Below are 22,407 nucleotides of genomic sequence, written 5' to 3' on the forward strand. Positions count from 1 at the left end.
GAGAAACAGCCACTAAGAACCAACATTAGCCAGTTAACCCATTGATAAGGCGGAACTCTCCACCTTACAATACCTGCGCTCGCCTTGAGAAAAGCATCAAGGCCGCCACCCTTCTAGAGCAGATCGCACAATTTACTTATATAGAGGCTCGGGCTTGTTCAACACTTGGGATTTAACGTTGGCTACGCAACGCTTAATCCTTATTTGTTATGGCCATAATTTAAACGTTTTGTCAGAAAGCGATGCTTACGTTAGCGCTGTGTTAGGGCTGGGTCACTTCTAATCTGCGAAATAGCATTGATAGTGAAAAGCACAGCAAAAAATAACACAAACCTACAATCAGCCAGATTTCAAATATTAATCCGGAAGAATTCGCGATTTCAGTACCAACAAATGTCATTTCTTGTATTGATATGAGAGAAACGACAGAAGTATCTTTCACTAAAGAGATGGCTTGACCGGCCAGTGCTGGACTAATTGCTGTCAGTACCTGAGGAGCGATAACATCTCGATATTGATGCCACTTGGATAGACCCAGAGACTGACCTGCTTCCCATTGACCTTTTGGTATTGAATTGAGTCCAGCTCTCACAATTTCGGCGACATAAGCGGATGAGAGTAGGCCTATGCATATGACACCGGACAGTAAATTCTCCCATAGTGATTGAGGGCCGAATAAAAACGATTGCCAAGCACTGAGCTCACTGTTGCTGCCACGCAGTAACTCAGATAACCCGAGCAAAGGAATTAACTGATTTGAAATAAAGAAATAGAAAATAAATATAAACACCAGTGGTGGAATGTTTCTCACCAACTGAATGAAAATATTGGCTGGCGTACGCAAAAACACCGAACTAGACTGCTTCGCCAATCCAAGCAAGGTTCCCAAAGTAAGGGCTAATACCATTCCCCAAACGCTAAGTCGTAATGTAGAAAGTAGGCCTTGAATGAAGTAAGGAAGTCCACCGTTACTTGTGGGCGTAAACACCAACTCAACAGCTTGAGCCCATCGCCAATGGTAGTTAATACCGATGGAAGATCGGTAGCCTAGCCACGTGAGTAATACAACCAGCACGGCAATAAGAGCTAAATCTAAAGTGGATAGACGCCACTTCTTTTTCCGCGCACCATCGCGATGCCTCGGGTCTGTTGAGCTAGTGTTTGTCATCGTAATTACTGTCCGCCAGCGATTTGATCTTGCCAATCAAGAGTAGAGAACCAGTATTCATAGCGCTCTTTTAGCCAACCATCGTCGGTGCGTGCTTGAATCCATTGATCAAAGAACGCTTTTTTGTCTTCTTCACCCAAACGGACAGCGAACGCTTCGTTACCTTTTGACAAACGCTCACTAAATGGAATAAATAGCACATTGGCGTGCTTGATGGCTTCATGCTCTGGTTTCGGACTAGAGGCGATGACGGCATGAGCATTCCCGTTGAGTACTTCTTGGAACGCTTGAGCATCATCATCAAATTGAAGCACCTTGGCTTTCGGGAATGTTTCACGAGCCACCTGAACCGTATATGCACCACGTCTTGCTGCAATTTTCACGCGGCGAGAGTTGAAATCTTCAACGCTCGAGAAACCTTCAGCGAGCTTTTTGCTGGCAGCTACTTGTACGCCAGAATGAGAGTAAGGTGCGGTGAAAAGAACACTTTTTGAGCGTTCTGGTGTGATTGACATACCACCAATGATGACATCAAATTTCTGCGCTAACAGAGCGGGAATGATGCCATCCCACGATGTTGGAACAAACTCTACTTTCCATCCAGAATCTTCAGCGAGTCGTTTGGCAACGTCGATTTCAAACCCAATTAACTCTCCTTGTTTATCACGCATGGCCCATGGAACAAAGGTAGACATACCAACGCGTAGCGTACCTCGTTCATTGATTTTATCGAGATTAGGTGTGTCGCTGGCAGCGACACCTAGCGAAACAACCATACCAATAGCGACGGTAGTAATGGTTCTAACTATATTTTTGAGTTTTCCTTGCATAGTCTGACTCCTTGATTGCGATCTAAGTTAAATCGATTGTGCTTGACTTAAGCGATGCTCTAACCAAGCGGATAAAGCGGACAACGTAAGTGTAAGTACTAAATAAATAGCAGCAACGGTGAACCATATTTCAAAAGGCATAGCCGTTTCTGAAACAATATTGCGACCCTCAGTAGTTAAGTCAAAAATAGCCATAACGCTGACGATGGATGAGTTCTTGATAAGCGATACGATTTCGTTGGTCAGTGGTGGGACAGTACGTCTAACTACTTGAGGGAGTATCACATCATAATAGGTATAGAAGCGTGATAAGCCAACAGAACGGCAGGCTTCAAACTGCCCTTTAGGGATACTGTTTAAACCTGCTCGCAATATCTCAGCAGTATAGGCCCCCTGAAATAAAGCCAGTGCAAAAACCGCAGTTGAAAAGCGGTCTAAGCCGATAATGGGGCCAAATACAAAGTAAAGTAGGTAGATTTGAACGAGTAGTGGTGTATTTCGAATGCCTTCGACATAGCAGTGAGCAATACCACGACCGACCACTGAATTTGACGTTTTAAGCAGTGCTGTAATAAGCCCGAACAATAGAGTGAACACTAACGCTAAGCCACTGACCTTGAGCGTGACTAACAACCCTTCAAGCAGTTCCGCAGGCCACCACTCACCATCTTCATAGAAAGCAAGGTAATCAGGTACACGTTCCCACTGCCAGCGATAGGCCATTGCTTCGGCTCCGCTATCAAGCAGCCAAACAAGTGCTATTGTGACCAAAGCTATTTGTAGCAGTGCCGATAAAACAGGCTTAATAATCTTCATTATCATCAGTGATTTAAGATCTTATCCAAGAAAGCTCTTGTTCTAGGGTGCTGAGGATTATCAAAAATCTGGTTCGGTGGAGCAGATTCAAGAATTTGTCCTTCGTCCATAAAAATGACGCGGTCAGCAACACGTTTAGCGAAACCCATTTCATGAGTGACGCAGAGCATAGTCATTCCTTCCTCTGCCAGTTCAACCATTACGTTGAGTACTTCACTGATCATCTCAGGATCGAGTGCTGAAGTCGGTTCATCGAACAGTAAAATGTCGGGCTTCATACACAGAGAACGAGCGATGGCGACTCGTTGTTGCTGACCACCAGACAACTGAGAGGGATACTTGTTGGCTTGCTCGGCAATTTTTACTCGTTCAAGCATTTCTAATGCGCGAGTGTTGGCCTCTTGCTTTGTTAACTTAAGCGTACGAACGGGTGATAACGTAAGGTTTTCCAAAACAGTGAGGTGTGGGAATAAATTGAAGTGCTGAAAAACCATACCCACTTGCCCAGGCTTGATTTCATTAGAGTTCAGGGGGTGTCCAAATACTCTAATGTCACCGTTGTTGTATTGCTCCAATCCATTGATGCAGCGGATTAATGTAGATTTGCCTGACCCTGATGGACCACAGATTACGACAATTTCACCTTGTTGAACTTCGAGGTTAATTGCTGAGAGGGCTTGGAATTCTCCAAACCATTTATCGACGTTGTTAAAGCTGACAGCGTTCACTTGGAACCCATTGTTTTTGTTATATGCGTCTACACTAGCAATATCGTTACGCTATAACAAGTAATTGATAACGCTCATTTAACGATGAAGTACAGTATGATTAATTGAAACTTGGTAAACCACCGCCTCTGGCGGTGTGACTCGAAAAGGCTCTGCCGTAACAGCGTGCATCGATGGGAAAATGACCTCCTTTATAGAACCGGCAAGTTCAAAGGAGGTCATATGAGAGACTGGCAGAGCCAAGCTCACGTTAAACATTATTGCAAATATCACGTTGTGATTGTTCCAAAATATCGAAAGAAAGCGATTTATGGTTCATTGCGTAGAGATATCGGAAAAATCTTAAGAGAGTTATGTAGACAGCAAGGGGTAGTATTGGTTGAGGGTTATGCGATGAAAGATCACATCCATATGCTCTTGATGATTCCACCAAAGTATAGCGTGGCCAATACTGTTGGCTTTTTGAAAGGAAAATCAGCAATAAGAATTTTCCGCGACTATATGCAGGTAAAACGTAACTTTACTGGGAGAAAATTCTGGGCAAGAGGTTACTGTGTTAGCACAGTAGGACTCGATGAACAGATGATTCGTGAATACATACGTAATCAGGAGTCGGAAGAAAAACGCCAAGAGCAGTTGCGACTCTCGGGCTTATAAAACATAGCCCCTTCTAGGGGCTTTCATCATACTACCGGTTTCACCGGTAGTTTTGATTGAGTAACAGTTTGTGTTAATTTGACATGGTTGTGTTTATATTCTTACAGTTTGGTGTGTGTCAAAATAACTCTTGGGCTTGTAATTTCAATCTAAACGTCTTTTTGATCATATAGGTAGGGCGTGGCATGTCTAGTACTATAGGAACTTCAGTACTAATCCGCACTAATTTGTTGTCGCCATTATTCCGCTATATGAGGGAATGAAATACGTGTCACAACAACCAGTAAAACAATGACCAAATACATGATATTGAGAGAGGTAAGGCGTTTATTGGGGTATTGATGTAAATAAACGAGGCGAATGTAGAATACACATACAGCCACAATGAGAAGTAACACGACCTCAATCAAGTTTCCTAAACTTTGTGCACCGATGCCAAGTACGGCCAGCACAGACCATACCGCAAAGACCATCAGCGGTAAGAACGCATCACCCCAACTTAATGAGCCCCTACGGTAAGCATGAATGCCCCCAGGAAAGGCGAATAAGTAGTATGCGCTCAAACAAAAGCAGAAAAAAACGACCAACGTGGCTCCCCCCAATTTCTTGATAATTAAATTATTGCACAGGCGTATAGTTATATCTGTGGGAGAAGTGTCTTGGGTTTGTATGGAAGGCCCGAAATGAAGGGTGGCAATAAAATTGGTGAGTTTGGTTTTTACTATTGAACCATTGACTCACCAAATTCAGTTACATGACGCCTTTAAGCGCCTCTAATGCAGAGGCACGCGAGTTCGAATTCTTTGAATAAAGAACTCGAGTAGTTCATTATCGCGTCCTTTTTTTACCGCGCATGACAGCATGTGGCATCAACTACTTTTTCTCGGTTTAGGCTAAGCGCATTTTTATGTAATCCAAAAATAACTTGGTTCGAGTGTGTTCATAATCCAATTTAGGGTAGTAGGCGTAAACGGTGGAATCCATGGTTTGTATTTCAGGAAGCACCCTGACTAATGCTCCGGCTTTGACATCTTCTTTGATCATAATGTCATTACTAATCAGTACGCCCATGCCACTTTTGGCGGCATAAAATAACGCTTCAGGGTTGGTAGTAGCAAAATTGCCGGATAGCAATACGCGTTGTGTTTTGGATATTCGGTATTCTCGTTGGGGACGTTCGCCCCAAATAAGAATGTTATGTTTTCTAAGTTCATCTATGGATTGGGGGGCACCAAATTCAGCGATGTAACAGGGAGCGGCATAAAAGCCGATTCGCTGCTCAAACAGTGGCGTTTGTCTCATACTCAGGCTGTTAAAACTATCGAGTTCACGACTAATAAAGACATCGAGGTTAGTGTCAGGCAATTGACCGGGAATGGTGGTCGTTAACTGAATTCGAATATCGGGATATTGTGTTAGGAAATCGTTTAAATACTGAACCAGAAATTTCGAACCCACCGCGACGGTAGCCCCGATTTTCAACAAACCTGCAGGGGTTTCATTCACCGAACGAGTTTCATCAATAATGGATTGAAACCTATCTAGGGAATCTTTTGAACGTTGATAGAAGAGTGCCCCTGCCTCTGTTTGAGTGACGGAGCGAGTGGTTCTTTTCAGAAGCTGAACGCCGATACGGTCTTCGAGCCAATGGATGCGTTTGCTAACGGCTGAACTGGTAGTATTAAGCCTTCTTGCTGCGCCATTAAAGCTGCCTTCTTCTACCACTCGAATGTAAGTATTTATGCATGACATCCAGTCCATAGATGCTCCTAGATTATTTCCTATTGGGACGTATTCTGTTTCCTTTATAGTGTATTATCAATGATTCATACGCAATATAGAATGTGTGTATGAACATAAATGACCATAAACCCTTTAATAAAGCCCCCATGCTTCTGGCAATGATGATCATTGCAACCGGACAAGTTGGCGTGAGCATTTACTTACCTGCACTTCCCTTGATTAGTGAAGCGCTTTCTATTGGCGCTGCCGATGCGCAAATGCTGGTGACGCTGTTTTTGGTGGGCTTCGGTCTCTCTCAACTTTTTTATGGACCTTTGTCTGATGCGATTGGCCGACGCCCGGTGTTTATCCTAGGACAGGGTGTTTATTTAGTCGGTACGTTATTGTGCATAGCGTTAAACGAACATTTTACCGCGCTTGAAATAGGTCGATTATTACAGGGACTGGGTGCAGGAAGCGCTTCGGTATTAGGACGAAGCGTGCTCAGAGACAGTTATGATGGCGGGCAACTTACCAAAGCGCTGTCATATATTTCTGTGACGGCTTCAGTGATGCCTATTATTGCACCTGTCTTTGGTGGCTGGATTGCCTTTCACTTAAGTTGGGAAGCAGTGTTTGTTTTTGTCCTAATTTATTTGGCGGCCATCTTCACGTTGGGCTGGTTTATCTTACCTGAAACCCTGCCCTATGCTCCACGCAAGTTTAAAATGACTGAAGTGATTAACGGTTATTCAAAGCTTATTGTTAACCCTCAGGTGATAGGTAGTGCAAGTTACAACTGGATTAGCTATCTAGCTGTGGTCGTTTCCCTAAGTTTGTTCCCATTCTTAATGCAAAATCAACTCGGTTTAACGGCTGCTGAGTATGGGATCGTGATGATCATCCCGTCAGCTGGTCTTATGGTAGGGAGTGTCTCGCTCAATATCCTCAACCGATATTTTTCGAGCAACTGGATTTTGTTCCTAGCTATTATCATTAAGTCATTATCGGGTCTGTGGCTGCTGATGACAGATATGACGGTGTTCAACCTTGTATTCGCGTTTACATGGCTCACCATCGCTCAAGGGCTGTCGTTTCCAATTTCGATTGCGCTGCTACTTGGACCACATAAGGAAAATGCTGGTTCGGTCTCGGCATTATCAGGGTCAATTCAAATGGTTATTGCGGGTGTATTTGGTGGATACCTTGTCGAACGATGGGTGACAAGTCAAATGACACTTGGGAGTTTCTACATGGCATCGGCATTGATGATGTCTGCGGTACTGCTAATGGGGCAAATACGACGTTACGCCAATAAGCCGGTGAGCATGGAGTCGATGGACAAGTAATAGGGAGTCAAAACGTAATCGTTCCTAAGTTGTTCATTTGCGTTAAAATCCATTGGCTTCGCTGACGAACATATTCGGTTAGAGGAACAGGTTTTATGCGATAAGGATTTGGGAGTACTACCGCTAATCGTGCCGCTTGGGTTCTGGTGAGGTGTTTTGCTGAATGGCCATAATAGTGTTCACTGGCGGCTTCGACACCGTACAACCCTGGTCCAAATTCGATAACGTTCAAATACACTTCCATAATACGTTCTTTCCCCCAAATGAGTTCTAGAAGCAATGCAAGATACAACTCATAAGCTTTGCGGACATAGGTGTGGCTAGGAAACAGAAATACATTTTTTGCCGTCTGTTGAGTTATGGTACTTGCTCCTCGTGACGGGGCGCCTTTTTCTGACAACACACTAAATAACGCATTGAAATCAACACCAAAATGATAAGTAAAATTTTGGTCCTCAGACGCAATAACTGCAAGTGGCATATTAGGGTTAATTTGAGACAGAGGTACCCATGTATGAGTGGTATGAGCAGGATACCCCTCTGGAGGAGATAGTGTCCGAGCGATTTTCCAGCCCCAAATCGGAGGGTTAACAAACTTAAGAAAGATGACTAACAGAATCGGAACGCCGATTAATATCAAAATGAGATTAATAAGAAGCTTCTTTATCATTGGTTTTATTGAGTTATTCCGCGATTCGATATGGCTTCAGTGTAGATTCTATTTGCCTCAGGCGCAAAACCTGTTGCGAGGAATTGACCTATTGGCATCAGCAATATAGTGTGAACTTACGATAGATTCAGTCGTCTAAACCTCAAAATCTTACTCGAGAAAGGAAAGAGTATGTTAGTTAGAATTAAGCCGTATCTACTGGCTGCGTGTCTCACCGCTGTCCCTTATGTCTCAGCCTCAGAGCCCTCGCAAGATGCAGGTCAGGAAGCCGCTACTTCAGAAGACAGTAGCAAATACGAAGCAACACTTAATAAATTTAAGCAAGCAGATGAAACCCGCCCATTTTTTAAAGGTGCTTACGGTTATGCTGTTTTTCCAACCGTTGGTAAGGGGGGCTTTGGAATTGGTGGCTCCTACGGGGAGGGGCAAGTGTATCGCCAAGGCGTTCATGTTGGTGATTCAACGTTAGCGCAGCTTAGTATCGGTCTTCAATTAGGCGCGCAGGCGTATAGCGAAATTATATTCTTTGAAAGCAAAGCGGACTACTACTCATTTACCAGCGGCAGTTTTGAATTTGGTGCTCAGGCATCTGCTGTTGCGTTAACCGTAGGCGCAAGCGCACAAGCAGGCTCGACTGGCGTGGGTGCGCAGGCTGGAGACAACCAAACGAAAGCCAATTACATTAATGGCATGGCAGTGTTTACTATGACTAAAGGCGGTCTGATGTATGAAGCCTCTATTGGTGGTCAAGGGTTCTCGTTTGCGCCGAACAACAATTACGACGGTAAATAAAGAGTGTGTCCCTTTTAACTTAAACATGGGTTGAAAGGGAATCTCAATGTGCGGTTAGGCTTTCCGCTCCCCTTAACATGGCTTCAATCAGTTCACCGGCATTGAACTTGACCAGCGCTTCATGAGCGCCAACTTGATGAGCACGTTCAGTGCACATTTCGCTTGAAAGGGAAGTATGTAAAATGCGATAGGCGTGACGAAGTGTTTGGTCATTTTGAACTTCGAACGCCAGTTCGTAACCATCAAGTCCCGGCATTTCAATGTCGCTGACTAAGATATCGATAGCATCATTTTGCTTCGCTTTACTGCGCATAAATTCAAGCGCACTATTGCCGTCTCGACAGATGTCGAAAGGAATATTGATGTTGTTTAATGCATCACCGAGCTGTTTGCGCGCGATAGAAGAATCGTCAACCAGCAGAATATTCAGTGACTTGATTCTCTCACGTTGGACATCGGTTAACATTGGGATCTTGGTATCGGCATACTGTGGGTAGATTTTTGAGAGTAGCAGTTCGACGTCCAATAACTGAACGATATGATCCTCAAATCGAGTGACACCAGTAACAAACACATTTCTGCCCGCACTATCGGGTGCTGGTTCGATGGACTTCCAATCACATTCAATGATCTTATCAATATCGCGCACCATGAATGCCACAACCGTTCTCAGACAATCGGTCACCACTAAGTAGGTGTTGCTATACTCTTGCGGAGCGATAGGTCTAAAGCCGATCGCCGCAGCCATATCTATAACTGGGACTGTGAGACCGCGAATGCTGACGGTGCCAATAACATGCTGATGAGAATAGGGAATTTGAGTTGTCGGTAAGAAAGGAACGATCTCTCGCACTTTGAGCGTGCCAATGGCAAAGCGTTGCTTCTGCAAATTAAGGGTAAACAGTAACATGCCCTGTGATTGGTTTGCTTTACTGATGCTAGTATTCATTTACGTTGTTACTCTAAATGCCAATTGACTGATTTTATAAAGGTTGTAATTAAAAGTTAATGCGGCTAGGAAAGAAAAAAGTTTAGTCGCTTGAAAAGTAAACGTGATTTGTATCTCATTTTCTATTACACTCTGCGCATTCCATCATCCCATAGACGCTAAAAAGGGTAGACAACTAATGGCAAGAACTGCGGCAGCACTTCACATTTTAGTGAAACACAAAGAACAAGCTGAAGATATCATCAAACAGCTAAAAAAAGGCGCTAAGTTTCAGATCCTTGCTAAAAAGTACTCCACTTGCCCATCGGGTAAAAAAGGCGGCGACCTAGGCGAATTTCGCAAGGGGCAGATGGTACCTCAATTTGACAAAGTTTGTTTTAGTGGTGAAACGCTTGTTCCCCATTTAGTGAAGACTAAGTTTGGTTGGCATGTCGTCAAAGTACTGTATCGCACTTAGTTCGCAACACCGCTACTCGCTAATAATTAACAGGAAACGTTCCAGCCATGAGCATGAAACAAGAACTACAAAAACTGAACAACCGCCTCGATAAGTGCAAGCACAAATTGGCTGGTGCCAAATCGCGTGGCGACAACGAGCTGATTTCTCGTTTTACTGATGAAATCGATAAACTGACAAAAAAGGTAGCTCAGCTTAAGCACAAGCAGAACTACGACATGAATAAAGAACGTAAAAGTTTACTTGATATGCCATTTTCTCGTGAGATTACCAAGGCAGAGCAGGCGGACATGGGTAAGCTGAAAAAGTCAGTAAAAGGCTTGGTTGTTGTTCATCCAATGACAAAAATTGGTCAAGAGCTAAAGCTGAAAGTGATGACAGGTTTTGCTCCGAAAGAGTTCTAAGCCTCTATTGAGCTTCTTTAAAAAGCGCATCGTTTGATGCGCTTTTTTTATTTCTGTTTGATGAGACTTAATCGTTTAAGATATTGGTCACACAAAAACTAAAATATCATACATTAACATAGCTTATAATTGTCTAAGGCAAAACTTAATCGATTAAGGTTGGTCATGCAAGGAACCACGACAAGTCAGAGAGCACTTAAACAGGTAATCGACTCGATTACTTTACCTAAGTTGACTAAAAAAGATGAGAAAGAGCTTCACAGAAGACTGGAACAGCACTTTCCGGCTTTATTCGAGCGCTATTACGCTTTGTATGGCAGCCGTTATGATTTTTTTCTGCATCTACAGAAATTGGTGAGAGTGCTTTGCGAAGGCTTTGCAGCGCGTAATCGTAAGCTAAAAAACAAAGATTCAATTCGACTTGAGACACCTAATTGGTTTCGTAGCGAAAGTGTACTGGGCATGGCGGTCTATGTTGATTTGTTTGCAGGTGACTTGAGTAAACTGAAAGAAAAGATCCCTTATTTTGTGCAGTTGGGTGTTAACTATGTACACTTGATGCCTCTGTATTTAGCGCCAGAAGGGAACAGTGACGGAGGTTATGCTGTCTCTGACTATCGTAAGGTCGATCCTAAGTTAGGGACGGAAAAACAGTTAAAGTCCTTAGCTAATGCTTTTAACGAGGCGGGCATCGCATTGGTTTTAGACTTCGTTTTCAATCATACCTCTGATGAACACCTATGGGCGCAGAAAGCTCGGTCTGGCGACGAGCAATATCAAGAGTTCTACTACTTCTTTGACGATAAACGCGACGTTGATGATTACAACGCCACATGCCGAGAAATTTTCCCATCGGTTAGGCGTGGTAGCTTCACTTGGCTGGAGGATGTTGAAAAATGGGTATGGACGACCTTTAACAGCTTTCAATGGGATTTAAACTACAGTAATCCGGCAGTCTTTAACGCGATCACTGATGAAATGCTGTTTCTGGCCAACTTGGGGTGTGATGGCTTACGTCTCGATGCGTTGGCGTTTATATGGAAAGAGAAGGGGACTCAGTGTGAAAGCTTGCCAAAAGCGCATACTTTGATTCAAGCGTTTAACCTTTGTTTACAGATCACAGCGCCAGCGGTGCTGTTTAAGAGTGAGGCCATCGTTCACCCCGATGAGGTTGCTCAATATATTGATAAAGAGGAATGTCAATTGTCCTATAACCCACTCATGATGGCGTTAATGTGGGAAAGTTTGGCAACCAGAGAAACCAAGTTACTCACGGCTTCGTTAAAGAAAAGTTTTGCTATCTCACCGGATTGCAGTTGGGTGAACTACATACGTTGTCATGACGACATTGGTTGGACGTTTGATGATGCAGTAGCGAATCAAGTCGGCATCAAAGGACATGACCACCGTCAGTTTCTTAATCAATTCTACACGGGTCAATTTGCGGGGTCGTTCGCCAATGGTGTGCCATTCCAAGCAAACCCAGAGACAGGAGATTGTCGAGTTTGTGGATCTCTAGCATCGCTATGCGGTTTGGAGGCGGCAATGCAATCTGGACATCAGCAAGATATTGAACTTGCAGTAAAACGAGTGAGATTGCTAAATAGTGTCAATTTGAGCATTGGCGGTGTGCCGTTAATTTATCAAGGTGATGAACTTGGGCTGTTCAATGATTATCAATACCTTAACGACCCACATAAAATGGACGATACTCGCTGGGTCAACCGTCCTGCTATTTCGGAAAAAGACGTTGCAATCGCTCATGACCAATCCGATCCGCGAGGCCGTATCCATCAGCAGTTAACAGATATGATTCGACTTCGTCAGTTTTTGCCAGTGTTAGGCGTAGCGGAGACAGAAATTCTAGAGACCTACCGTCCTCATCTCTTTGCTTATGTCAGAAAATCGGCGAATGGTGACCGTTTATTAGTGATAGCTAATTTCAGCGAGCATCGCCAAACGATTCCAACGTCCATATGTGATGTATTGGGTTCAAGAGAGGTGGAAGACATACTAAATGGTGAACGTAAACCTTATCATCAGAATATCATGTTTGATGCCTACGATATTAAGTGGTTGAAGGTCATAGAGCACTGATTTTTCATGGCATCTATTGTTTAAGGTCACTACAAGCTGTGAGCAAGCTCACGGCTTTGTAGAGAGTTTCTATACGGGCAATCATTGTGTTACAAACACGCAGCCATCACTAGAGAACGTGGATGCTGATGTCTTGATTTTTTATTGTTAACTATCAATGGGTTATTACTATCTTTCCGTAGGCTAACGATCAACGGTTCCCAAGACCGCTAGCTCCTTTTTAGCTACGCCTAACCTCTCAACCAATAGAAAGTCGGTTTAGGATGAGTTGTTAATTAGTACGCGCTTTATAATTTTGTCCATTAGTAGTGAACCCGATTAGAGGGGATGGACCAATGACAAACACAACCAATAATCAAAGCAATGTGATTTTACACGCCTTTGATTGGCCTTATGCGCTGGTGGCTGAGCGAGCAAAAGAAATCAAAGACCTTGGGTATCAGACGGTATTAGTTTCACCACCAATGAAATCATTTCGCACCGCTAAATCGATACAGTGGTGGCAGCTTTATCAACCTCAAGACTATCGAGTTATTGATAACAAATTAGGCAATACAGAAGATTTTAAAGCAATGATGCTGGCACTTAACGACGTAGGCGTCTGGGTCTATATCGATGTGGTGTTTAATCATATGGCTAATGAATCGGCAGCTAGGCTCGATTTACAATATCCAAGTAAGAGTGACATGCAATGTTACGCTAAGCATCGTGTCTACTTTGAACAACAAAAACTTTTCGGTGACTTGGACAAGCCACTATTTGAAGAGCAGGATTTTGTTGAGGCATTTGGGATAGAGAATTGGAAAGATCGCTGGGAAGTGCAAAACGGGCGACTAACGGGAGGCCCGCTCGATCCGGGTTTACCAACGTTGCGAACCAGTTCCCATGTTATCCAGCAGCAACAAGCTTATCTTCTTGCTATGAAAGACCTAGGAGTCCGTGGCTTTCGGATAGATGCAGCTAAACACCTAACGATTGAGCACATAAAACAAGTGTTTACTGACGAAATCACGCGAGACATGCACGTTTTTGGTGAAATTATCACTGATGGCGGGGCCACGGAGGAAGAGTATGAGCTTTTCTTGCAACCTTATCTGGAAGAAACTCGCCTAGCAGCCTATGATTTCCCGCTGTTTAAAACCATATATGACGCACTCGAAGCTCAAAATGGGAGTTTGACGGCATTAATTGATCCATATTGCTTCGGACAAGCACTAACGAACGAGCGCTCGATAACGTTCGCAGTAACGCACGATATTCCAAATAATGATGTGTTTCGCAACCTTGTTATGAGTGAAACTAACGAATGGCTGGCAACGGTGTACATCCTAACCCGTGATGGTGGAGTCGCTCTTATTTACTCGGATCTTGACCCTAGTGGTATTACCAATGCCAAAGGAGAGCCAAGATGGGGTGAGGGCTGGAGAGATTCAAAATTGTCGCAAGCGATACATTTTAGTCACTCAGTTCATGGTGAAGTATTCAAATTGCAAGAAGCGAATGACGATTTGTTAGTATTCAAACGTGGTGAAAAGGGCATCGTATTAATCAACAAGTCAACCCGTATTAAGTCGGTCTTGCTTGATCTTGAGGGTCAATTTGATTCCGTTTTGACTGAGCAATCAGTAAAAGGTAAGCAAGCTTCAGTTACTGTGCAAGCAGGAGCGGTAGAGCTGTTATTGAGAACAAACCGTTAAACGCTGAAGGACTAGCCCGGCGTTATTTACGCAGGGCTAGCTTATGGGTTAAGCGAGAGAAACCAGTTTATTGACGAGTTTTTCGATGCCGCTGTTTGCTTGTGAAATTGTTGAGGCGAGCATATACGCTGGCGTTGACAGCACATTGTGCTTTTCGTCGTAGACGATCTCGTCTACTGGGCAATCGATATGTTCGCCGCCAAGCGCATTAAAACCAGATGCTGTGTCAGTATCTGTGCCAATTGTGCCTTTGACTGCTTCGGGGTAAATCAAAGGAATGATAGTGGGTGCGATACATAAATAACCGGCGGGCTTCCCGGCTTCAGCGAAGGCTCGGCATGCAGCGGCAACATGAGTGTTGACAGAGCATTGCGCACCATTAATCGCGAAGTCGGTAAGGTTTTTAGCTGCGCCAAACCCTCCTGGCAGCAATAATGCATCGAAGTCATTCACATCAAGCTTTTCGACATCTTTAATATTGCCTCTAGCAATACGTGCTGATTCAACGAGAACATTACGGCTCTCATTCGTCACTTCACCAGTTAAGTGGTTAATAACGTGTAATTGTTCAACGTTGGGAGCAAAACAGTGCCAAGTGGCATGAGCTTTTTCAATGGCGTGCAAGGCAAGCACCGATTCGTGTATTTCCGCACCGTCGAATACACCTGAACCACTCAGAATAACCGCTATCTTCTTCATGTTAATCACTTCTCCTAGTTGTCATGACTCTATGACTTTAGGACAAAATGAGACACGTTGTCTGCTTGCAATCCCACAAAAAAATCAGTTATTTTTAGTCGGAGAAAACACCACCTACTTTTAGGTGGTGAGTAGAGCCTTTACAGAAGTGTCGATGGTGCGCTTTTGCCGCCATCGACATATCGGTTTAGATTGAGTAAAAGAAATACAATTGTGATTTCATTCTTAAAATGATGCCTCGAATGATGTCTAAGAATGCGAGAAAGCCTACGGGCTTTTCACCACTAACCCAAGCCAACCCCACCGCACCAACAGGAATATCATAACCATCAGTCTCTTGTATTTTAAGACGAACAAAATGATGCTTGTTGTTGAGGTTCTTTCCTGTTGTTGTGCGCACAGATTGATCCATGGCGAGCAGTGTGCCTTGAGATTCGCCGGTTGCCTCGACAATACCTTCTACTTCGGCAGCAAAGACATGTCCCGGATACACAGAGGTTGAAAACTCTGCGGGTTGACCTGCTTTAATATTGCGAATAGCTTGATGATTGACTCGCATCAGGACATATTTCTCATTCGTGTACATTTGCAACCTAGGCACTCGAGATAATAGCTGTCCTTCACGAAGAATGAAGTTGGTGACAAAGCCATCACTGGGGGCATACACTTTGGTGCTATCGAGATCCCACTTTGCTCTTTCTAGAGATTGTGCTGCGTTTCTAAGATCATTCTTCCTGCTGTCGACGGTCAGTTCGGATTTGTTAATTGATGGTAGCGCTTTGTTTGCGTCCACATGTCGCTTATCAAGCTGAGCCTCTGTGGTTTTTACCTTGTGTTTGGCGACTTCCACGGCACTTACTTGCTTGTCGATATCGCTTTCTGTAATGGTGTTTCTCACCGCCGCGTTTTGCTCTTGAAAGCGTTTTAGCATCTTACGTTGTAGCGCATAATCTACTTGAGCAGAGCGAAGCTGACTTTCTATTGTTTCTACACTTTTCTGTGCTGATAGGTAGGCAGATTTAGAGATCTCGACGTCCTGTATCGCACTGTGGAGTGCCACTTGCGCTGCATCGCGTTGAATCGCAGCTTGGTCCAATGCTATCTGATAAGGTTTAGGATCAATTTCATAGATTAGTTGACCTTTTTCTATTTGTTGATTCGGCTTGATATGAAGCTTGATCACCTTACCCGTGACATTAAAGGAGTCTGGGCGAAGTTGAATATGTGGCGCTTGCACCAGAGAACCGCCAGACAGATCCATTGGGGTATAATTGATTAAGCCAACCCAGACAAACATCAGCCAACCTACACCACCGATATAGGCGAATCCTTTGGAAAACTTGTTCCATGGCATACCGATTAATCGGAGCAAATAAATAAACAGAGCCCAAATAGCTAAGCCTTCTAACATGAAGTGTTCTCCGTTTTGTTTTTATCACCATGCCAAATATCTCTCAGTCGAATGATCGCTTTCTCCATATCAACGAAGGCAATAATGACCGCTAACACCCATACCCAATGCCAGATAAAACCTATCCAAGTGAGTGCGGTGATCAGTCCCAACTGGTGATGGTCTTTACTATGTGCTTTGTTGATGGGGAGTTCGTGAATACGCCAAAATCCATAGACAGCAGCAACGACGCTAGCCACTAATACGATCCCAGACACCACGTGCAAGGCGGTGTCAGCGCTCGTTCCAACGAAAGGAACACTCAGTAGGCTCATGGATATACCTTATTCAATTTAGAAGAGACGAGAGTCTATTCGACATAGAAATAAACATTTACAAAATGATAGATTTCATCAAGAATCAACATGTTTTGAGGCATTTAGTATCATTAGGTGACGTTATGTTTGAAAATGTACACTTTGTAAGAGTGATGGGCATCGCAGGTCTAGTTGCCAATCTTCATAGTACCTATGGGGTAAAACCTGAGGAGCTGGGTATTCCTGCTAAAGCACTAGAATTTCCGATGACCTTAATCCCGGTCTAAGTGCTAAATCAGTTTTATGAGAACATTGAATTAGTCACTGGCGACTCTGATGCCGTGCTAAACCTAGTCAGTCAAATGTCGATTGATCGATTGGGTTCAATGAGTCGATGGTTTTTCTCAGGGCATGATCTTGCCTCAACGATTCGTCGCATCAATGTTGGTATCACATGTATTCAGTCGGGCGCTTTTCTCAGTGGTGAGGTTGCAGGGCCTATCGTTAAATGGACGTATTACAACAACTCAATTTCTGCTGCGGCGAAAGCAGACGACGGTGTTCGAGTTGTGAATTTCATGTGTAACGTGTTGAAGCGTTATCTAGGTGACGAGTTTGTGCCAGATCGAGTATGCCTCCCAGGAACTAAGGTCAACAGAGATAAATATGAATCCTACTTCGGTTGCCCGATTGAGTGGGGCCATAACCAAACCGAGGTCTGGTTGCCGAATAAACTTCGTTTGCAAGGGAACAACATTCCTTCTTTAGCGGCAGAAAAGCTTTCTATGAGCTTTGCTGACCTTAATCATTATCTGAATATGCCTGATTCTCAAGAACACATGAAAGTGTTGTACGAGGTGGTCAATTATTCGCGTCACTTTGGTATTCCTACGTTAGCTAAAGTGTCAGAACTGTTAGGCTTGTCGGAGCAGCAACTGCAGAGACGGTTGCAGGCATCTGGATTGAATTTTACGTCAATAGTTGGCTTTGTTTTATCTGGAGAGGCTGTCAAACAAATTGTACTTGGCACCCCAATGGAAGAAATTACAGCAAGCCTTGGGTATACGAACATGACAAGCTTTAGCCGGATGTTTAAATAGTACCGTGGTATCACGCCAAGACAGTACTTAACAAACTATTTATCTGCATACTGAGCGTATCTACATACTGAGCTAAGGTTAAGAAAATACCACTTTATTACGCCCTTCAGATTTCGCTCGATAGAGATTCTTATCGGCAATGTCGAGCTTATTTCGCCAATGCTTTTGATAATTAGTTGGGCCTAACAGAGTCGCTCCAATAGACGTTGTTACTATCAAACTCCCTTCATCGAAATACAAATTGATGGACTCGACGGCGGTTCTCAACGTTGCCAATCGCTCTTGCAGTTTCGAAATAGTTGCAGCACGAACAAGAATAAGAAACTCTTCGCCACCCCATCGTGCCAACAACTCGCTATCAGTCAAAAGGTTATTGAGTGTCTGCGCAATCTCTTGCAGTACAATATCGCCTGCGGCATGCCCCAGTTTGTCATTAATGGCTTTAAAGTGGTCAATATCAATCAGGCCGATGGCAATGTGTCCATTACCCGGCAGGGTTCTATCGCCACTTAAGTAGTGCTCAGCGAATCGACGATTTGGAACCCGAGTCAAAGGATCAATCATGCTCTGTTCGCGCAACGAATGGTTGGTGGACAATAGAGAGATATTTTGTTGCTGAAGGGTATTTTTACTTTTGAACAACAACAAAAAACCAAACATGCCTGCTACCAAGATGGCCGCCCACATCTTTTCACGAGAGTCTTGGTTCTCGATAAGGCTTTGTTTGAGTTTATTCTCTGTATGAAGTTGAGTAATTTTATGTTCATTCTCTGAATCTGCGTGTACCTGCTCAAGTTCAAACAGTGCTTTTTGTCGTTTATCAAACAATAATATTTCGTTCTCTTCCTGATAACGTCGAGCATTTTTATAAGCCTCCTCAAACTGCTGTGTGTGAGCATAAAACTCTGCGAGTTGATTGTAAGCTTTTGCTGTATTTAACGGATCTTTAAGGGCGAGAAATTGCTCTGTCGCACTAATGAGAAGCGACTCGGCCTCTTGGTTCTGTCCAAGAAAACTAAGCGCTTGCCCTAGGTGAGTCATACAATGAGGGACTTGGGTCTTGAGCTGGTGTCGTTCGGCGATTGCTAGACACTCTTTTGCCGCCAACTTCGCCTGTTGATAGTTTCCTTTTTTTAGTAAGTTATAAGCCTTATTGCTTGTTACATTGGCGATTAAGCTTACTTCACCGAGTTGCTCAGCTTTGATTTCTGCAAGGTCTAAATACTCGGCTTGTTGTTGAAGATGACCGAGATTGCCTTCGATAATTGAACGATTGATAGCCAAGATCGCTTCTTGCTCTAACATGGTTTTCTGGTTTTTCAACAGCCAGAAATAACCTTCTTGGTTATATTTTAGCGCCTTATCCCACTCTTCTAAGTCAGCGTAAATGAGAGAGATGTTAGAGATCACTTTTACTACGTAAGCGGCATCATTTAAGGTTCGAAACAGTTCTAATGCGGTGGTATAGCTTTTCTTGGCTTGAAGCTGGCGATTTTGGCTCGAATGGATCACCGCAATAAGGTTGTGAATTCGCGCTTCTAAATGCAAATAGTCAATGTCCTTAGCCACCACCAGTGCATTGTGCGCGCGTTGTAAGGCTACATCATAACGACCATCTGTAATGTCAAACGTCGCTAACCACATATCGCTTTCTGCAACGACCCAAACCAGATCATTGTTTGTGCCTACTTTGCGTAGCGCTTTTAACATGTTGCGAGCGTCTGATGGCCGCTTCTGAGCGCGATAATATTTGAACTTAGCGAGATAATAATAGTAGGCAGTAATAGGGTCTTTGCCGATGAGCGAGGTACGGTAAAGTTGTTCTATAAGGTGTGCGCCATCGGAGGAGTTGGAGAAACGCGTCGTGCTTAAAGCAATTGCGGTGTCTTTGTATGGTTTATTCTCCACTAAATTAAGCGGAGAAAAATGGGCAAAAGCGGTCCTTGAGCTCAACGCAAATAAAACAATGGTTAATAAGAAACACAGTCGGATAACGATTAGCACTGAGATGACATACGAAGCAATAAGTACGTCGTATTGTAAATGTTTAAATTGTCATCGTCAAATTATCATTTTTGGAACTGATATCAATAAAAATGTTGTAATGACTGTGTTGGGTGGTCAAAAAACAATCTAAGTGGTGCTACGTTAAGATTTAGGTTTCATTACTAAGTCAATAGATTGCATGAGCTGACTAAAATACGGATTGAAGGTTAACCGTGCATGGATCTTACCTGGCTCCTGATAACCGTATGCAGAGTACCAAACGGTGTCTCGCAATTCGCAGTTCTCAAAGTCCACTTCACGTTGACCGTTGTCGCAAATGGTGATGCTGCCTTCTTGTCCGTAGTAGGGGTTGTTAGGACTGAATAACATGCCCATGTGGGAGCCGTTAGATACTCGGTAGTCGGGCAATACCATGGTTTGGGACAATACTCTCTTACCCTGAGGAGGATGCTCACCTTGCCAGATCAGTCGACTATTTTCGTTGGTAAAACGGTGTTCAAACGTTTGGTACGCTGCTTGAGTATCTACCACACTATCGGTTTCACTCAAAACTAATAACGAAGGCTTGTTAAAAGCATGCATCTTCAGTTCATCTTGGACAACTTTTGATGTTTGGTAGTAAACAGCGGCACCGTTCATTGGCAAAGAGTTGTAACGTAGAACATTGTTTTCTGGGTCTTGGTCAGCCCAATCCATGAAATAACTGGCAAAACGAGCGTATTTTACTGCCCCAGATTTAGGCTGAAAGGCAGGCGAGAATAACAGTAAGCCTGATACTCGCTCATCATTGAGCGCATAAGAGGTTACAAGGTTGGCGCCTGTAGAATAGCCACCTAACCAAATATTGGGATAATCATTGAGCAGCAGTTGCGCGTGATGAGAAACAAGGTTTTCCCAATCGGCAAAGCTTGGTAGCAGCAAATCACCTGCTTTGCTGCCATGACCTGGAAGTAATACTGCGCGGACTAGGTAGCCTTGCTCGACAAGATGGGCGGCGATGTCATGAAATGAATATGGTGAGTCGCCTAGCCCGTGTACGAGCAAAACGGCTTGTCCGTTCGGAGTGTTAGGAATCAACTCGAATGGGCTATTGAGTAAGATTTCTTGCTGGTGATTATTGGATTTAAACACGCGGTTGTCAGCAAGCCACTGTTGAGTGTCTTGGATATATTGCTCAAATGAGGCTTGCTGATAGGCCGGAAGTGCCTGTGCTTTTAGGTACGCTGGGTCTGTGTTCTTGGTGGAACAACCAAATACACCTGCGGTAATAAAGACAGAAATATAGAAGACGAGTGCGACTAGTTTTCTTTTATGTCGCGAACGTGCTTCGCGCATAACAGATTTACTTAGACGAGACTTCTTCATATTCACCTTCAATAGTATTGCCGTGCATGTTCTGTTTTTGCTGGGCAAGCTCTCTGTCGAGCTGTTTTTTAATACGATTACCCGTGATGTAGGCAGCAATAGCTAGTGGGATTGCCATAACTAAACTGAACATCATAGCGAAAAATCCAATAAATAGTGCGCTAACGGTTAGGAGTGCTTTTTTCATAATGACCTCTCGTGATAAACAGCGTTGGAAAATGGATCAGTCTTTATGTGTATCGCTCCTTGATGATGAGATAATAGAGCAATCAATATGAACCAAACATGAACGCTAGTTCACTAAAACGTTCATGTTTGACTATTTTTAATCACCCAGAGGTTGGCGATCACTTCCTGTTCGGTGAGTATCTAAAGCAAGTTTGAGGCGCCTTAGGCGATCGCGAGAGCGACGCTTGTGATTGACAGCAAGCTCCATTGACAAAACGTCGACAAGCGCGAGCATGGCATATCGAGATGCAGACGGTTTGTATATAAAGTCAGTCTCTTTATGAACAATTGGAAGCACTACATCACTAAGCTTGGCTAATGGAGAGTCAGTAGGCGTGATAGCGATGAGTTTTACCCCATATTGTTGCGCAATTTCGGCAGTTTCGACGATCACGGGAGTATGTCCAGTAGCGGAGATGACGACCATGACATCATTAGCATCTGCCGTCGCTGCGACCATTCTGGTCAGCAGCCCATCATTGTAGGAGACTACAGGGTAACCAAGACGGAACAGGCGATGCTGAAGCTCTTGAGATGTGATGGTTGAACCGCCACCCACGCCAATGGCGATGATTTGTCTAGCTGAATGGAGCAAGGTTACCGCTTGGCGAATATCCGCTTCATTGATCAGGGCTCGATTGATGTCTAGAGCTTGTTTGATCGATTCATAAATACCCTGATGACTGGTTTGATCGGGTGGCTCGATAATGAAGCGCTGTCCAACGGCTAGTGATTGTGCAAGCTTGATTTTTAGATCTCTAACATTGATACAGCCGACCGCTTTTGCAAATCGTGTGATCGTTGCCTCACTAACGTTAGCTTGTTGTGCTAACTCGGTAATACTTGCATTCGCTGCGGAATGAATATCATCGGTAATTAAATCCGCTACTTTTTTTTCAGCATCACGAAGCGCACTGTAGCGCTCCGTGATCTGAGAAATAATGTCTACTTCTACGGTCAAAACT

25 protein-coding genes are annotated in these 22,407 nt (G+C 43.8%); 9 read left to right on the plus strand and 16 right to left on the minus strand.

Annotated elements, in window-relative coordinates; all coding sequences use genetic code 11:
- Window positions 1–262: 262 nt before the first annotated feature.
- The 5 genes from VTH8203_RS10545 to VTH8203_RS24510 all read right to left on the minus strand — a co-directional run bounded on the left by VTH8203_RS10545 (window position 263) and on the right by VTH8203_RS24510 (window position 3,764).
- The gene (locus VTH8203_RS10545) at window positions 263–1,168 is read right to left on the minus strand and encodes an amino acid ABC transporter permease (protein ID WP_096993642.1); all 906 of its coding nucleotides are present in this window, start codon (window positions 1,166–1,168) and stop codon (window positions 263–265) included.
- A gap of 5 nt (window positions 1,169–1,173) precedes the next feature.
- Complete coding sequence (locus VTH8203_RS10550; RefSeq protein ID WP_370739222.1) at window positions 1,174–1,944, minus strand: transporter substrate-binding domain-containing protein; 771 nt, start codon at window positions 1,942–1,944, stop codon at window positions 1,174–1,176.
- Window positions 1,945–2,025: 81 nt separating this feature from the next.
- The gene (locus VTH8203_RS10555; protein ID WP_096993644.1) at window positions 2,026–2,820 is read right to left on the minus strand and encodes an amino acid ABC transporter permease; all 795 of its coding nucleotides are present in this window, start codon (window positions 2,818–2,820) and stop codon (window positions 2,026–2,028) included.
- Window positions 2,820–3,542, minus strand: a complete 723-nt coding sequence (locus VTH8203_RS10560; protein WP_096993645.1) for an amino acid ABC transporter ATP-binding protein — start codon at window positions 3,540–3,542, stop codon at window positions 2,820–2,822. The genes VTH8203_RS10555 and VTH8203_RS10560 overlap by 1 nt, the downstream gene beginning before the upstream one ends.
- A 78-nt stretch (window positions 3,543–3,620) precedes the next feature.
- A complete protein-coding gene (locus VTH8203_RS24510) occupies window positions 3,621–3,764 on the minus strand; it encodes a hypothetical protein (protein ID WP_158296118.1) in 144 nt (47 codons plus the stop codon).
- Here VTH8203_RS24510 and tnpA point away from each other — a divergent pair, their 5' ends adjacent.
- Window positions 3,765–4,199 (plus strand): IS200/IS605 family transposase, encoded by a 435-nt coding sequence (gene tnpA, locus VTH8203_RS10565; RefSeq protein WP_096991864.1) that lies wholly within the window; start codon window positions 3,765–3,767, stop codon window positions 4,197–4,199.
- A gap of 239 nt (window positions 4,200–4,438) precedes the next feature.
- On the opposite strand, the gene VTH8203_RS10570 is transcribed toward tnpA, so the two are convergent.
- Complete coding sequence (locus tag VTH8203_RS10570) at window positions 4,439–4,786, minus strand: hypothetical protein (protein ID WP_096993646.1); 348 nt, start codon at window positions 4,784–4,786, stop codon at window positions 4,439–4,441.
- 301 nt (window positions 4,787–5,087) lie between these two features.
- Entirely contained in the window at window positions 5,088–5,960 is an 873-nt protein-coding gene (locus VTH8203_RS10575) for a LysR family transcriptional regulator (RefSeq protein WP_096993647.1), read from the minus strand.
- A gap of 89 nt (window positions 5,961–6,049) precedes the next feature.
- Here VTH8203_RS10575 and VTH8203_RS10580 point away from each other — a divergent pair, with 89 nt between their 5' ends.
- A complete protein-coding gene (locus VTH8203_RS10580) occupies window positions 6,050–7,270 on the plus strand; it encodes a multidrug effflux MFS transporter (protein ID WP_096993648.1) in 1,221 nt (406 codons plus the stop codon).
- Window positions 7,271–7,277: 7 nt separating this feature from the next.
- On the opposite strand, the gene mtgA is transcribed toward VTH8203_RS10580, so the two are convergent.
- Entirely contained in the window at window positions 7,278–7,940 is a 663-nt protein-coding gene (gene mtgA / locus VTH8203_RS10585) for a monofunctional biosynthetic peptidoglycan transglycosylase (RefSeq protein WP_096993649.1), read from the minus strand.
- 171 nt (window positions 7,941–8,111) lie between these two features.
- Here mtgA and VTH8203_RS10590 point away from each other — a divergent pair, with 171 nt between their 5' ends.
- Window positions 8,112–8,732 (plus strand): lipid-binding SYLF domain-containing protein, encoded by a 621-nt coding sequence (locus VTH8203_RS10590; protein ID WP_096993650.1) that lies wholly within the window; start codon window positions 8,112–8,114, stop codon window positions 8,730–8,732.
- Window positions 8,733–8,775: 43 nt separating this feature from the next.
- Here the strand turns inward: VTH8203_RS10590 and VTH8203_RS10595 are convergent, their stop codons facing one another.
- Window positions 8,776–9,681, minus strand: a complete 906-nt coding sequence (locus VTH8203_RS10595) for a chemotaxis protein (RefSeq protein WP_096993651.1) — start codon at window positions 9,679–9,681, stop codon at window positions 8,776–8,778.
- A gap of 178 nt (window positions 9,682–9,859) precedes the next feature.
- On the opposite strand from VTH8203_RS10595, the gene ppiC reads away from it, so the two are divergent.
- The 4 genes from ppiC to VTH8203_RS10615 all read left to right on the plus strand — a co-directional run bounded on the left by ppiC (window position 9,860) and on the right by VTH8203_RS10615 (window position 14,336).
- Window positions 9,860–10,138 carry a peptidylprolyl isomerase PpiC gene (gene ppiC, locus VTH8203_RS10600; protein WP_096993652.1) on the plus strand — a complete coding sequence of 93 codons (279 nt, stop codon included), beginning with the start codon at window positions 9,860–9,862 and terminating at the stop codon, window positions 10,136–10,138.
- Window positions 10,139–10,185: 47 nt separating this feature from the next.
- Window positions 10,186–10,542: a YibL family ribosome-associated protein gene (locus VTH8203_RS10605; protein ID WP_096993653.1), complete on the plus strand. Its 357-nt coding sequence runs from the start codon at window positions 10,186–10,188 to the stop codon at window positions 10,540–10,542.
- 165 nt (window positions 10,543–10,707) lie between these two features.
- Window positions 10,708–12,639, plus strand: coding sequence for an alpha-amylase family protein (locus VTH8203_RS10610; RefSeq protein WP_096993654.1), 1,932 nt, complete (start codon window positions 10,708–10,710; stop codon window positions 12,637–12,639).
- Between the two features lie 335 nt (window positions 12,640–12,974).
- Entirely contained in the window at window positions 12,975–14,336 is a 1,362-nt protein-coding gene (locus VTH8203_RS10615; protein WP_096993655.1) for an alpha-amylase family protein, read from the plus strand.
- 48 nt (window positions 14,337–14,384) lie between these two features.
- Here the strand turns inward: VTH8203_RS10615 and elbB are convergent, their stop codons facing one another.
- From elbB to VTH8203_RS10630, 3 genes are all read right to left on the minus strand, one after another.
- Window positions 14,385–15,035 carry an isoprenoid biosynthesis glyoxalase ElbB gene (elbB, locus tag VTH8203_RS10620; protein ID WP_096993656.1) on the minus strand — a complete coding sequence of 217 codons (651 nt, stop codon included), beginning with the start codon at window positions 15,033–15,035 and terminating at the stop codon, window positions 14,385–14,387.
- A gap of 187 nt (window positions 15,036–15,222) precedes the next feature.
- Window positions 15,223–16,446: an HlyD family secretion protein gene (locus VTH8203_RS10625; RefSeq protein ID WP_096993657.1), complete on the minus strand. Its 1,224-nt coding sequence runs from the start codon at window positions 16,444–16,446 to the stop codon at window positions 15,223–15,225.
- Complete coding sequence (locus VTH8203_RS10630) at window positions 16,440–16,760, minus strand: MFS transporter (RefSeq protein WP_096993658.1); 321 nt, start codon at window positions 16,758–16,760, stop codon at window positions 16,440–16,442. The genes VTH8203_RS10625 and VTH8203_RS10630 overlap by 7 nt, the downstream gene beginning before the upstream one ends.
- A gap of 125 nt (window positions 16,761–16,885) precedes the next feature.
- On the opposite strand from VTH8203_RS10630, the gene VTH8203_RS25020 reads away from it, so the two are divergent.
- Window positions 16,886–17,029 (plus strand): hypothetical protein, encoded by a 144-nt coding sequence (locus tag VTH8203_RS25020; protein WP_244181193.1) that lies wholly within the window; start codon window positions 16,886–16,888, stop codon window positions 17,027–17,029.
- Entirely contained in the window at window positions 17,030–17,842 is an 813-nt protein-coding gene (locus VTH8203_RS10635; RefSeq protein ID WP_244181194.1) for an AraC family transcriptional regulator, read from the plus strand.
- A 78-nt stretch (window positions 17,843–17,920) separates the two neighbouring features.
- On the opposite strand, the gene VTH8203_RS10640 is transcribed toward VTH8203_RS10635, so the two are convergent.
- The 4 genes from VTH8203_RS10640 to VTH8203_RS10655 all read right to left on the minus strand — a co-directional run bounded on the left by VTH8203_RS10640 (window position 17,921) and on the right by VTH8203_RS10655 (window position 22,403).
- Window positions 17,921–19,846: a GGDEF domain-containing protein gene (locus VTH8203_RS10640; protein ID WP_158296119.1), complete on the minus strand. Its 1,926-nt coding sequence runs from the start codon at window positions 19,844–19,846 to the stop codon at window positions 17,921–17,923.
- Between the two features lie 144 nt (window positions 19,847–19,990).
- A complete protein-coding gene (locus VTH8203_RS10645; protein WP_096993660.1) occupies window positions 19,991–21,214 on the minus strand; it encodes an alpha/beta hydrolase in 1,224 nt (407 codons plus the stop codon).
- Window positions 21,192–21,401, minus strand: coding sequence for a hypothetical protein (locus VTH8203_RS10650; RefSeq protein WP_096993661.1), 210 nt, complete (start codon window positions 21,399–21,401; stop codon window positions 21,192–21,194). The genes VTH8203_RS10645 and VTH8203_RS10650 overlap by 23 nt, the downstream gene beginning before the upstream one ends.
- Window positions 21,402–21,539: 138 nt before the next feature.
- A complete protein-coding gene (locus VTH8203_RS10655; protein ID WP_096993712.1) occupies window positions 21,540–22,403 on the minus strand; it encodes a MurR/RpiR family transcriptional regulator in 864 nt (287 codons plus the stop codon).
- Between the last annotated feature and the right edge of the window lie 4 nt (window positions 22,404–22,407).

This window comes from Vibrio thalassae (assembly GCF_900089835.1).
Lineage (GTDB): Bacteria > Pseudomonadota > Gammaproteobacteria > Enterobacterales > Vibrionaceae > Vibrio > Vibrio thalassae.